Source organism: Streptomyces sp. CA-181903 (genome assembly GCF_050937075.1).
Lineage (GTDB): Bacteria > Actinomycetota > Actinomycetes > Streptomycetales > Streptomycetaceae > Streptomyces.
Genome location: NZ_JBNJLY010000001.1, coordinates 691,546 through 705,833, shown reverse-complemented (window position 1 = coordinate 705,833; position 14,288 = coordinate 691,546). Strand labels below are relative to the sequence as shown.

Sequence of the window (14,288 nt, the reverse complement as noted above, 5' to 3'; positions counted from 1 at the left end):
GAGGGGCCCCGGCGGCCCTGTACCGCGTGGAATGGAGCCCCTTCCACGCACCCGTCGCGGGGGCGCCCACCGTGTCCGGCGCCGGTACGTCCGGTGCCGACGGGCAGAAGACTCCCGATTTCCCGGTTCACGCGCCCGGCGACCTGGGCCGCGGCGTGCCTGCCGCGTCCACCGCCGCCGGTACGCCCGGTCCCGACGGGCAGGACGTGTCCGCCGTCCCGGACGCATCCGCCGCCCCGGCTCCCGCGCCGGCCGGTCAGGGCGCGCCGGATGCCCACGCACCCTCTGTCGCCGCCGACTCATCCATCGCCCTGCTCGGCGCTCCCGGCCCGGGGACGCGCCGCTGGCCGACCTGCCCGAGACCGTCGTCCGCCACCCGGACCTCGCCTCCCTCGGCGCAGCCGTCGATGCCGGAACGGGCTGCCCGCGTACGGTCGTTCACGTCCTGCCCGCCGGCACCCCCGGCCCCGAGGGGCTGCGCGCCGTCACCCGCGCCGCCCTCGCCCTCGCCCGCGACTGGTCGGCGGACCCCCGCTTCGCCGCCGCGACGCTCGTCGTCGTCACGCGCGGCGCCCTGGCCGTCCGGCCCGGCGAGGACGTGCCCGACCCGGCGGCCGCCGCGGCCCTCGGGCTGCTGCGGACCGCGCAGTCCGAGCACCCGGACCGCATCGTCCTGGTCGACACCGACACCGACACCGATGCCGCAGTGGACGGGCGCGTGCTCGCGGCCGTCCTGGACGCAGGCGAACCGCAGGCGGCCGTGCGGGGCGGGGAGGTTCTGATCCCCCGGCTGGTGGCGGCCCGCGCGGAGGGAACGGGCTCCCGCCCGCTTGCCCCCCGTGGCACCGTGCTCGTCACCGGCGGCACCGGCGCGCTCGGCGGCGAGCTCGCCCGCCACCTGGCCCGCGCGGGAGCGCGCAGGCTGCTGCTCGCCGCGCGCAGGGGTCAGGAAGCGCCGGGCGCCGCGGAGTTGACGGCGGAGCTGGCCGAGCTCGGCGCCGAGGCGACCGTCGCCGCCTGCGACGTCTCCGACCGCGCCGCGCTCGCCGCGCTGCTCGCCGGGATACCGGAGGAGCACCCGCTGACGGCCGTGTACCACGTCGCCGGCGTGACCGACGACGGCGTCCTGGACGCGCAGACGCCCGAGCGCCTCGACGCAGTCCTCCGGCCGAAGGCCGACGCCGCCTGGCACCTGCACGAGCTGACCCGGGACGACGACCTGGCGGCGTTCGTGATGTTCTCGTCGGCCGCCGGGGCGTTCGGCTCCGCCGGACAGGGCGGCTACGCGGCGGCCAACGCCTACCTGGACGCCCTCGCCCACCACCGCCGCTCCCGCGGCCTGCCCGCGCAGTCGCTGGCCTGGGGGCTGTGGGCGCGGAGCAGCGCGCTCACCGACGCGCTCGACGCGACCGGACGGGCCCGGCTCGGCCGGACCGGCGTCCTGCCGCTGGCCACGGACGACGCGCTCGCGCTCCTCGACGCCGCCGCCGCGCACGGCGAGCCGGTCCTGCTGCCGCTCCGGCTCGACCCCGCGCGGGTGCCGGCACAGGGGAGGCCCCCGGCACTGCTCCGGGCGCTGCCCGCGACGGAACCGGCGGCGGAACGGACCGAAGACCGGGGAGCCGTACCCGCCCCGCCCGGCCACCGCTACGCTACCCTCCCCGAGCCCGAGCGCCGGCGCGCCCTGCTCGGACTGGTCCGGACGCACGCCGCCGCCGTCCTCGGCGAGGCGACGCCCGCCGACATCGCCCCCGACCGCGGCTTCGTCGACCTGGGCCTGGACTCCCTCGCCGACCTCGAACTCCGCGACCGGCTGCACGAGGCCACCGGGCTGGACCTTCCCACCACCCTCATCTTCGACTACCCGACGGCGGCCGTCCTCGCCGACCACCTCTGCGCCGAGTTCGCCGCCGAGGCCCCCGCCGACGACTTGGACGGCCCCGTCACGGAGGAACTCGACCGGCTGGAGGCCGCCTTGGCCCCCTACGCCGCCGACGACGGGACCAGGGACCTCGTGGCCCGCCGCCTGAAGGACCTGCTGTCCCGCTGGAGCACGGCCCACCCGGAAGGGGCCGGCCACGGCCCCGGCCACCCCGCCGCGGACACCGGCCAGGACGCACGCCCGCACGACGACTTCGCCACCGCCACCGACGACGAGCTCTTCGAAGCGCTTCGAGAGCTGCGCACCGCAGACCGCGGCTGAACCACCGGACCGCACACCCCCCCGAGGAGCTGGCTCGAAGTGAGCAACGAAGAGAAGCTGCGCGAACACCTCCGGTGGGCGACCGCCGAACTCAAGGAGTCCCGCCGCCGCGTCAAGGAGCTGGAGGACGGACCCCACGAGCCCATCGCCGTCGTCGGCATGAGCTGCCGGCTGCCCGGCGGGGTGAACTCGCCCGAGGAGCTGTGGCAGTTGGTGGTCAAGGGCGGCGACGCGATCGGCGCGCCGCCCGCCGACCGGGGCTGGCGGATCGACGACCTCTACGACCCCGACCCCGAGTCGGCCCGCCCCGGCACCACCTACGCCCGCGAGGGCGGGTTCATCGACGGCGCCGACCGGTTCGACCCGGCCTTCTTCGGGATCAGCCCGCGCGAGGCCGTCGCCATGGACCCCCAGCAGCGGCTGCTGCTGGAAGCCGCCTGGGAGGCCGTCGAACGGGCCGGGGTGGACCCGCGCCGCCTGCGCGGCGAACGCGTCGGCGTCTACGCCGGGCTCATGTACCACGAGTACGGCAACCGCGGCATCGAGGTGCCCGAGGCCGTCGCCGGGTTCCTCGGCAGCGGCACGTCCGGCAGCGTCGCATCCGGCCGCATCGCCTACACCTTCGGCTTCGAGGGCCCGGCCGTCACCGTCGACACGGCCTGCTCCTCGTCGCTCGTCACCCTCCACCTCGCCGCGCAGGCGCTGCGCCGCGGCGACTGCACGCTCGCCCTGGCCGGCGGCGTCACGGTGATGGTCACCCCCAACACCTTCGTCGAGTTCAGCCGGCAGCGCGGACTGGCCCCGGACGGCCGGTGCAAGTCCTTCGCGGCCGGCGCCGACGGAACCGCCTGGGGCGAGGGCGTCGCCATGCTGCTGGTCGAGCGGCTGTCCGACGCCCGGCGCAACGGCCACCCCGTCCTCGCCGTCCTGCGCGGCTCCGCCGTCAACCAGGACGGCGCCAGCAGCGCCCTCGCCGCCCCCAACGGCCCGGCCCAGCAACGCGTCATCCGCCGCGCCCTGGAGGACGCCGGACTCACCACCGCCGACGTGGACGCCGTGGAGGCGCACGGGACGGGGACGAAGCTCGGCGACCCGATCGAGGCGCAGGCCCTGCTCGCCACGTACGGCAAGGACCGCCCGGCGGACCGGCCGCTGTGGCTCGGCTCGCTCAAGTCCAACATCGGGCACACGCAGGCCGCCGCCGGAGCCGCCGGGGTCATCAAGACGGTCATGGCCCTCCGCAACGGCGTACTGCCGCAGACGCTGCACGCCGAGGAGCGGACACCGCACGTCGACTGGTCGTCCGGCGCCGTCGAACTGCTCACCGAGCGCCGCGACTGGCCCGAGACCGGCCGCCCGCGCCGCGCCGGCGTCTCCTCCTTCGGCGTCAGCGGCACCAACGCCCACGTCATCCTGGAGCAGGCGCCGGAGGACGAGCCCGCCGCCGCTCCCGAGAGCGCAACGGGCGTCCTGCCTTGGGTCGTCTCCGCCCGCACCCCCGACGCCCTCCGGGCGCAGGCCATGCGACTCGCCGACGCCGTCGAGGACGCCGACCCGGCGCGGGTGGGCTGGTCGCTGGCGGCGGGGCGGTCGGCATTCGAGCACCGGGCGGTGGTGCTCGGCGACGGCCGCGACGAACTGCTGGACGGCGTACGCGCGTTGGCTGCCGGTGACCCCACTCCCGGCGTCGTGTGCGGGGTGGCCTCGGGTGAGGCCGAGGGTCCGGTGTTCGTGTTCCCGGGGCAGGGGTCGCAGTGGGCCGGGATGGCCGTCGAACTCCTTGACGAGAGCAAGGACTTCGCCGAGCGGATCGGCGCGTGCGAGCGGGCGCTGACGCCGTTCGTCGACTGGTCGCTCACCGCCGTACTGCGGCAGGTGCCGGGTGCACCGGGGCTGGAGCGCGTCGACGTCGTGCAGCCGGTGTTGTGGGCGGTGATGGTTTCACTGGCCGGGTTGTGGCGGTCGTCCGGTGTGGAGCCCGTGGCTGTGGTGGGGCATTCGCAGGGGGAGATCGCGGCCGCGTGTGTGGCGGGTGGTCTGTCGCTGGAGGACGGGGCGCGTGTCGTCGCGCTGCGGTCGCGGGCGTTGTTGGAGATCGCGGGGGAGGGCGGGATGGTGTCCGTCGCGCTGCCCGCCGCCGAGACGGAGGCGCTGGTCGCGGCGTGGGACGGCCGCATATCCGTCGCCGCCCTCAACGGTCCCCGCTCCACGGTCGTCTGTGGGGACGCGGGCGCGCTGGACGAGCTCATGGCCCACTGCGAGACCCACGACATCCGGGCCCGCCGCGTGCCGGTCGACTACGCCTCGCACTCCGCCCACGTCGAGCGCATCCGGGACCGCATCCGGCGCGAGCTCGCCGACATCCGCCCCTGTACCGGGTCGGTGCCCTTCCACTCCACTCTCACCGGTGAGGTCTTCGACACGGCCGGGCTGGACGCGGACTACTGGTACCACAACCTGCGCAACACCGTCCGCTTCCAGTCGGTGATCGGTGATCTGCTGACCGCCGGGCACCGGGCGTTCGTCGAGTGCAGTGCCCATCCCGTCCTGACCGTGGGGGTCGAGGAGACCGTGCAGGACGCCGACGTCCCCGCTGTGGTCGTCGGTTCCCTCCGCCGGGACGAGGGCGGTCGGCGGCGTTTCCTGACCTCTCTGGCCGAGGCGTACACCCGGGGCGTGGCGGCCGATTGGACCACCGCGTTCCCCGCCGCCGCCCGCCACCGCGTCGACCTCCCCACCTACGCCTTCCAGCGCGAGCGCTACTGGCTGGAGGGGGACGCCGCCGGCGGCGACGTCACCGCCGTCGGCCTGCGCGCCACCGGGCACCCGCTGCTCGGCGCGGCCGTGCCGGTGGCCGGCGGGGACGGGCTGCTGCTCACCGGGCGGGTGTCCCGCGACACCCACCCGTGGCTCGCCGACCACGCCGTCTGGGGCACCACCCTCGTCCCCGGCGCGGCACTCGCCGAACTCGCCGTGCGGGCCGGCGACCTGACGGGCGGTGGCGCGCTGGAGGAGCTGACGCTCCAGGCGCCGCTCGTCCTCCCCGAGCGCGGCGGCGCACACGTCCAGCTGTCCGTCGGTGCCGCCGACGAGGACGGGCGGCGGCCGCTCACCCTGCACTCCCGCCCCGACGACGCCGCGCCCGACGCCGCCTGGACCGCCCACGCCACCGGCTTCCTGGCCCCCGACGCCGCCCCCACTCCGTCGTGGGACCTGGCCGCGTGGCCGCCCCCGGGCGCCACCCCCGTGCCCGTCGACACGCTGTACGAGCGCCTGGCCGACGACGGCCTCGGCTACGGGCCGGCCTTCCAGGGGCTGCACGCCCTCTGGGAACGCGGCGACGACCTCTACGCCGAGGTCCGGCTGCCCCGCGAACAGCACGCCGCCGCCGCCTCGTTCGCCCTCCACCCGGCCCTCCTCGACGCGGCCCTGCACCCGGCCGCCGCCCGCTCCACGGGCGACGTCCGGCTGCCGTTCGCCTGGACCGGCGTCACCGTGCACGCCACCGGCGCCGCCGCCCTCCGCGTCCACCTCGCGCCCACGGGCGACGACGGCCTGACGCTCCGCGCGGCCGACGGTTCCGGCGCGCCCGTCGTCACCGTCGCGTCGCTGGTCAGCCGGAGCGTCACCCGGGACCAGCTGGAGTCCGCCCGCACCGCCCGGCACCACGATTCCCTCTTCCACGTCGAGTGGAGCGAAAACCCCGTGACCGACGCCGAGTCGGACTGGGCCGTGCTGGGCGAGGACGTCCTCGGGCTGGCCGACGGGCGGCCCGGCGTGCCCGTCCACGCCGACCTCGCGGCGCTCGCCGCCGCACCCGCCGTCCCCGGCACCGTCGTCGTCCCCTGCCGCTTCGACACCGCCAACCTCCCCGCCGACGAGGCCGCCACGGCGGTGACCCACCGTCTCCTGGCCCTGCTGCGGGACTGGCTGAACGAGGAGCGCTGCGCCTCGTCGCGGCTGGTCCTCGTCACCTCCGGCGCCGTCCCCGCCGCGCCGGGGGAGACCGTCCACGACCTCGCGCACGCGGCCGTCTGGGGCATGGTCCGCTCGGCCCGCACCGAGCACCCGGGCCGGTTCGCGCTGCTGGACGTCGACGGGCTGCCCGGCTCCCGGGACGCCCTGCCCGCCGCCCTCGCCTCCGAGGAGCCCGAATCCGCCCTCCGCAACGGGCGGTTGCTGATCCCGCGGCTGGCCCGGGCCGCCTCCGGACGGTCGTTGGAACCCCCGCGCGACGGGTCCGCCTGGCGGCTGGACGTCACCAGCAAGGGCACCCTGGAGAACCTCGCCCTCGTCCCCGCCCCCGAGGCGGCCGGCCCGCCCGGGCCGGGGCAGGTGCGGATCGCCGTGCGCGCCGCCGGCATGAACTTCCGCGACGTCGTCCTCGGGCTCGGCATGGTCGACCAGGACGTCATGGGCGGCGAGGCCGCCGGCGTCGTCCTGGAGACAGGCCCCGACGTCACCGAATTCGCGCCCGGCGACCGGGTGTTCGGCATGGTGCCCGGGGCGTTCGGGCCGCACGCGGTCGTCGACCGGCGGCTGCTGGCCCGGATGCCCGACGGCTGGACGTACACCGAGGCCGCCACCGTCCCCATCGCGTTCCTCACCGCCTGGTACGGGCTGGTCGACCTCGCCGCCGTCCGCCCCGGGGAAACGCTCCTCGTGCACGCCGCCACCGGCGGCGTCGGGATCGCCGCCCTCCAGATCGCCCGCCACCTCGGCGCCGAGGTGTACGCCACCGCGAGTCCCGCCAAATGGGACACGCTGCGTGCCCTGGGCGTGCCCGAGGAGCGCATCGCGTCCTCCCGCGACCTGGACTTCGAGGCCGCCTTCCGGACGGCGACCGGCGGGCGCGGCGTGGACGTCGTCCTCAACTCCCTCGCCCACGAGTACGTCGACGCCTCCCTGCGGCTCCTCGCCCCCGGCGGCCGGTTCGTCGAGATGGGCAAGACCGACATCCGCGACGCGGCGACCGAGGAGGCCGCCCACCCGGGCACCACCTACCGCTACTTCGACCTGATCGACGCCGGGCACGAGCGCATCGGCGCGATGATGGGCGAGCTCATGGAGCTGTTCGAGCGGGGCGTGCTCCGGCCGCTCCCGGCGGCCACCTGGGACGTCCGCCGCGCCCCCGAGGCGTTCCGCTTCATGAGCCGGGCCCGGCACACCGGCAAGGTCGTCCTCACCATGCCGGACGCCCTCGACCCGTCCGGCACCGTCCTGATCACCGGCGGCACGGGCGTCCTCGGCGGGCTCGTCGCCCGGGACCTCGCCGCACGGCACGGCGTACGGCACCTGCTGCTGCTCGGCCGACGGGGAGCAGACGCCCCAGGCGTCGCCGAACTCGTCGAGGAACTGCGCGAGTCGGGCACCGAGGCGACCGTCGCCGCCTGCGACGCCGCCGACCGGGACGCCCTGGCCGCCGTGCTCGCCGCGATCCCCGCCGACCGCCCGCTCACCGGCGTCGTCCACGCCGCCGGCGTGCTCGACGACGCCGTCGTCACCGCGCTCACCCCCGCGCAGGTCGACGCCGTCCTGCGCCCCAAGGTGCGGGCCGCCTGGAACCTCCACGAGCTCACGCGCGACACCCCGCTCGGCGCGTTCGTCCTGTTCTCGTCGGCCGCCGCCACCCTCGGCGGCCCCGGCCAGGGCAACTACGCCGCCGCCAACGCGTTCCTGGACGCCCTCGCCCGGCGGCGACGGGCCGACGGTCTGCCCGGCCTGGCGGTCGCCTGGGGACTGTGGGAGACCGCCAGCGGCATGACCGGCCACCTGGACGCCGCCGACCACACCCGGATGCGGCGCTCCGGCGTCGCGCCGCTCACCGACGCCGAGGGGCTCGACCTGTTCGCCGCCGCCCTCGCCGGCGACCGGCCGCTGCCCGTCGCCCTGCGGCTCGACACCTCGGCCCTGCGCACCGCCGCCGGGCCCGGGGGCGTCCCGCCGCTGCTGCGCGCCCTGGCCGGCGGGCCCGCCCGACGGACCGCCGAAGCCGGGGCGGGGGAGGGGCGGGACGCCCTCCGGGCGCGGCTGGCCGCCCTGCCCGCCGCCGAGCGCGACGGCGCCCTGCTGGACCTGGTCCGCGGCCACGCGGCGACCGTCCTCGGCCACGCCTCGGGCGAGGACGTGCACGACCGGCAGCCGTTCAAGGCGCTCGGCTTCGACTCCCTCACCTCCGTCGAGCTGCGCAACCGCCTGAACGCCGCCACCGGCCTCCGGCTCCCGGCCACCCTCGTCTTCGACCACCCCACCCCCGCCGACCTCGCCACCCACCTGCGCACCCTGCTGCTGCCCGACGGCGGCGACGCCCCCGGCGGCGCGGCCGGCCCCGACGACGGGACCGACGTGCGCACGCTGCTCGCCGGCATCCCGGTCGCCCGCCTCCGGGCGGCCGGACTCCTCGACCCGCTCCTCCGACTCGCCGCCGAGACACACGAGTTGGCGCCCGACGGCACCGGCCCGGAGGAGAACGGCACCGAATCGATCGACACCATGGACGCCGACAGCCTGGTGGACATGGCCCTTGACATGACGGACATCCGATAGCGCCCGGACGGCGGAGAACCACGATGGCTGCAAGTTACGAGAAGGTCCTTGAAGCGCTGCGCGCGTCCGTCAAGGAGGCGACCCGGCTCAAGCAGGAGAACCAGCGGCTCGCCGACGCCGCCCGCGAACCCGTCGCGATCGTCGGCATGGCCTGCCGCTTCCCAGGGGACGTACGCTCCCCCGAGGACTTCTGGCGGCTCCTCGCCGACGGCACCGACGCCGTCGGCCCGTTCCCCGAGGACCGCGGCTGGGACACCGACGAGCTGTACGACCCCGACCCCGACCGGGTCGGCAAGAGCTACGTCCGGCACGGCGCGTTCGTCCGCGGCGCGGACCGGTTCGACGCCGCGTTCTTCGGCATCAGCCCCCGCGAGGCCGTCGCCATGGACCCGCAGCAGCGGCTGCTGCTGGAGACCGCCTGGGAGGCGTTCGAACGGGCCGGGATCGACCCCGAGTCCGTACGCGGCAGCCGCACCGGCGTCTTCGTCGGCACCGCGCCGCTCGGCTACGCCACCGGCGCCCGGCAGGGCTCCGACGGTGCCGAGGGCTACCTGCTGACCGGCACCACCGTCAGCGTCGCCTCCGGCCGGCTCGCCTACGTCCTCGGCCTGGAGGGGCCGGCCGTCACCGTCGACACCGCCTGCTCGTCGTCGCTGGTCGCCCTGCACCTGGCCTGCCAGTCGCTGCGGCGCGGCGAGTCCACCCTCGCGCTGGCCGGCGGGATGGCCGTCATGGCCGAGCCGCGCATGTTCGTCGAGTTCAGCCGGCAGCGCGGGCTCGCCCCCGACGGCCGGTGCAAGGCGTTCGCCGCGGGTGCCGACGGCACCGCCTGGGGCGAGGGCGGCGGCGTCCTGCTGCTCGAACGCCTCTCCGACGCCCGCCGCAACGGGCACCCCGTCCTCGCCGTCGTCCGCGGCTCCGCCGTCAACCAGGACGGCGCCTCCAACGGGCTCACCGCCCCCAGCGGCCCCTCCCAGCAGCGCGTCGTCCGCGAGGCCCTCGCCGACGCCGGACTCACCCCCGACCAGGTCGACGCCGTCGAGGCGCACGGCACCGGCACCTCCCTCGGCGACCCCATCGAGGCGCAGGCGCTGCTCGCCACCTACGGTCAAGGGCGGCCCGCCGACCGGCCGTTGTGGCTCGGCTCGGTGAAGTCCAACATCGGCCACACCCAGCTCGCCGCCGGCGTCGCCGGCGTCATCAAGACCGTCCTCGCCATGCGCCACGGCACCCTCCCGCGCACCCTGCACGTCGACGCGCCCACCCCGCACGTCGACTGGTCCTCCGGCGCCGTCTCCCTCCTCACCGAACCGGTCGCCTGGCCCGAGACCGGGCGCCCGCGCCGCGCCGCCGTGTCGTCGTTCGGCATCAGCGGCACCAACGCCCACGTGATTCTCGAACAGGGTGACAATTCGGTCTCTCCCAACGAACTGCCGGACGGTGACGGTCCGTTGGTGTGGGCCGTGTCCGCCCGGAGCCCCGAGGCGCTGCGCGCCCAGGCCGCCCGGCTGGGCGACGCCGTCCGCACCCACCCCGAGTGGCGCCCCGGCGACCTCGCCCGCGTCCTCGTCCGCTCCCGCGCCGCCCTGGAACACCGCGCCGCCGTCACCGGCACCACCCGCGACGACCTGCTCGCCGGGCTCGACGCGCTGCGCGACGGCGCGTCCGCGCCGCACCTCGTCCGCGACACCGTCCGGCGCGCCGGCAAGACCGCGTTCCTCTTCACCGGCCAGGGCGCCCAGCGCGCCGGCGCCGGCGCGGAGCTGTACGCCGGCCACCCGGCCTTCGCCCGCGCCCTCGACGACGTGTGCGAGGCCCTGGGCGACGGCCTCGGCGCCGAGACCCGCGCCCTCGTCCTCGGTACCGGCGACCCGGCCCTCCTCCGGGGCACCCTGCACACCCAGACCACCCTGTTCGCCCTGGAGACCGCCCTCTTCCGGCTCCTGGAATCGTGGGAGCTGCGCCCGGACGCCGTCCTCGGCCACTCCATCGGCGAGCTGGCCGCCGCGCACGCCGCCGGGGTGTTCTCCCTGGAGGACGCGGCCGCCGTCGTCGCGGCCCGGGGCCGCCTGATGTCCCAACTCCCGCCCGGCGGCGCCATGACGGCCGTCCAGGCGGACGAAGAGGAAGTGCTGCCGCTACTGGCGGACCGCGCCCACCTCGCGGCCGTCGCCGCCGTCAACGGGCCCCGCGCCGTCGTCGTCTCCGGCGACGAGGACACCGTCCGCGAGATCGCCGGACGCTTCGCCGCCGACGGCCGCCGCACCAAGCGCCTCGACGTCAGCCACGCCTTCCACTCCCCGCGCATGGACGGCATGCTGGACGACTTCCGTGCCGTCCTCGACCGCGTCACCCTCCACGCCCCCGCCCTCCCCGTCGTCTCCGACCTCACCGGCCGCACCCTCACCGCCGACGAGGCCCACGACCCCGGCCACTGGGTACGGCACGTCCGCGAGACCATCCGCTTCCAGGACGGCGTCCGCCGGCTCCTCGCCCAGGGCATACGCACCTGCCTCGAACTCGGGCCCGCCGGCGTGCTGTCCGCCCTCGCCCAGGACACCGCCGCGGAGGACGGCGCCGACCTCACCGCCGTCCCCCTGCTGCGGCAGGACCGGCCCGAGCCCGAGACCGTCCGCACGGCCTTCGCCCACGCCTGGGCGCGCGGCGCCCGCACCGGCCTCGCCGCCGCCCTGCCCGCCGGACCCACCCCGCACCTCGACCTGCCCACCTACGCCTTCCAGGGCGAACGCCACTGGCTGCGGCCCGCCGACACCGGCGACGGCACGGCGGGACCGGCCGCGCTCGGCCTCGACGCCGCCGGATACCCGCTGCTCACCGCCGCCGTACGGCCGGCCGACGACGACCGGCTCGTCCTCACCGGCCGAATCTCCACCCGCAGCCACCCCTGGATCGCCGACCACGTCGTCCTCGGCACGGTCATCGTCCCCGGCACCGCCTACCTCGACCTCGTCCTCGACGCCGCCCGCCGCGTCGGCTGCGGCACCGTCGAGGAGCTCGACCAGGAGGCGCCGCTGATCCTCACCGGCACCCGCCCGGCCGACGTCCAGCTCACCGTCGGCGCCCCCGACGCCGACGGCCGGCGCACCGTCGCCGTCCACTCGCGGCCCGACGACGCCGCCGAATGGACCCGGCACGCCCACGGCACCCTCGCCCCCGGCACCCCCGAGCCCGCCCGCGACCTGGCCGGCGACTGGCTCCCGGCGGACGCCGTGCCCGTCGACCTCGCCGACTTCTACCCGTCGGTCGTCGCCGACGGCTTCGCCTACGGGCCGACGTTCCGCGGCCTGAGCGCGCTCTGGCGGTCCGGCGACGAGGTGTTCGGCGAGGTGACCCTCCCCGAGGAGGCCCGCTCCGACGCGGCCGGCTACGGGGTGCACCCCGCGCTGCTGGACGCTGCCCTGCACGCCGGGCTCGTCGGCAACACCGGCGACACCGTCCGGCTGCCCTTCTGCTGGAACCGCGTCGGCCTGCACACCACCGGCGCCACCGCGCTCCGCGTCCACCTCGCCCCCGCCGGGCCCGACGCCATGCGGCTCACCGTCGCCGACGCCGACGGCACCCCCGTCCTCACCGCCGACTCCCTCCAGGCCCGCCCGGTCTCCCTCGGCCAACTCCGTGCCGCCCGCCGGGACGACGCCCTCCACGAGGTCCGCTGGACCGCCGCCCCCGACGCCGAGCCGGAGGCCCGCACCCGCACCTGGGCGGTGCTCGGCGACGGACTGCCGGGCGTGGCCTCGTCCCTGCCCGCCGGGGACGAGCCGGTGAACCACCCCTGCTTCGACAGCGACACGCCCGTGCCCGACGTCGCGCTGGTCGTCCCGGCGCCCGGCCGGCCGGTCCGTGAGACCGTCGCCGAGACCCTGGCCCTGCTCCAGCGGTGGCTCGCCGACGAGCGCACCACGTCGTCCGTCCTCGCCGTCCTCACGCGCGGCGCCGTGGCCACCGGCCCCGACGACGCCGTCTCGCACCCCGAACTGGCCGCCATTTGGGGCCTGGTGGGCGCGGCGCAGGCCGAGAACCCGGGCCGGTTCGTCCTCGCCGACCTCCCGCCGGACGCCGACGCGACGCCGGAGCTGCTGAAGGCGCTCCTCTCGGACGAGCCTCAACTCGTCCTGCGCGACGGCGCCGTACGCGTCCCCCGGCTGGCAGCGGCCCGGCTCCCGGCCGACGCCGTACCGCCCGCACTCGATCCCGACGGGACCGTCCTCGTCACCGGCGGAACCGGCGCCCTGGGCGCGCTCGTCGCCCGGCACCTGGCCGAACGGCACGGCGTACGGAGCCTGTTGCTGCTCGGCCGGCGCGGGCCCGATGCCGACGGTGTCGAGGAGCTGGTGGCCGGACTGGAGGCCCTAGGCGCCCGGGTGGACGTCCGGGCCTGCGACGTGTCCGACCGCACGGCCCTCGCCGCCGCGCTCGCCGCCGTACCCGCCGACCGCCCGCTGACCGCCGTCGTGCACGCGGCCGGCGTGGTCGACGACGCCGTCGTCCCCGCCCTCACCGCCGAGCGCGCCGCCGCCGTCCTGGCGCCCAAGGCCGACGCCGCCCGCCACCTGCACGAGCTCACCCGCGGCCTGCCGCTCGCCGCGTTCGTGCTGTTCTCCTCGGCCACCGCCACCCTCGGCGGCGCCGGACAGGGGAGTTACGCGGCGGCCAACGCCTACCTCGACGCCCTCGCCGCCCACCGGGCCGCCGCCGGGCTGCCCGCCCTCTCCCTGGCCTGGGGGCCCTGGGAGGGCACCGGAGGCATGGCCGACGCGCTCGACGAGGCCGGCCGGCGCCGGATGCGCGGCTCCGGCGTCCTGCCGCTCTCCGCCGACGAGGGCCTGGCCCTCTTCGACGCCGCCCTCGGCGGGGGCCGGCCGGTGCTGCTGCCCGTCCGACTGGAGACCGCCGCCCTGCGCGCCGCCTCCGACCGGCTGCCGCCGCTGTTCCACGGGCTCGTCCCGCCGCCCGTCCGGACCGTCGGGAACGCCGGGCCGGACGCCGCCGGGGACCTGCGGCAGCGCCTCGCCGGGCTGGACGCCGCAGGCCGCGACCGGGTTCTGCTCGACCTCGTCCGCACCCAGGCCGCCCAGGTGCTCGGCCACGCGGGGGCCGCCGCGGTCGCCCCCGACCAGCCGTTCGAGGAGCTGGGCTTCGACTCGCTGACCGCCGTCGAACTCCGCAACCGGCTCACCGCCGCCACCGGAACCCGGCTCTCCGCCACCCTCGTCTTCGACTACCCGACGGCCGCCGCCCTGGCCCGGCACCTCCGCGAGGCGCTGCCCGCCGAGGGCGCGCCCGCCGCCCGGTCCGTCCTCGACGACCTCGACCGGCTGGAGACCGCCCTCGCCGCGCTGCCGCCGGACGACCCGGACCGGGTCCGGGTCGCCACCCGGCTGCGGGCCGTCGCCGCCCGCTGGGACGACGACCGGCCGGCCCCGGCCGACGACGAACCGGCGTCCGTCACCGACCTCACCGCCGCCGACGACGACGAGGTCTTCGACTACATCGAGAAGGAACTCGGAATCTCCTGACC

3 protein-coding genes are annotated in these 14,288 nt (G+C 77.0%); all 3 read left to right on the top strand.

The features are described from left to right. The first annotated feature begins 31 nt into the window (after positions 1-31). Genes ACQEVS_RS03085 through ACQEVS_RS03075 form a run of 3 tightly spaced genes read left to right on the top strand, consistent with a single transcriptional unit; the run spans position 32 to position 14,286 of the window. Positions 32-2,203: a type I polyketide synthase gene (locus tag ACQEVS_RS03085; RefSeq protein ID WP_433014829.1), complete on the top strand. Its 2,172-nt coding sequence runs from the start codon at positions 32-34 to the stop codon at positions 2,201-2,203. Positions 2,204-2,242: 39 nt separating this feature from the next. Next, entirely contained in the window at positions 2,243-8,749 is a 6,507-nt protein-coding gene (locus ACQEVS_RS03080; RefSeq protein ID WP_433014826.1) for an SDR family NAD(P)-dependent oxidoreductase, read from the top strand. 23 nt (positions 8,750-8,772) lie between these two features. After that, positions 8,773-14,286: an SDR family NAD(P)-dependent oxidoreductase gene (locus ACQEVS_RS03075; protein WP_433014823.1), complete on the top strand. Its 5,514-nt coding sequence runs from the start codon at positions 8,773-8,775 to the stop codon at positions 14,284-14,286. Positions 14,287-14,288: the final 2 nt, after the last annotated feature.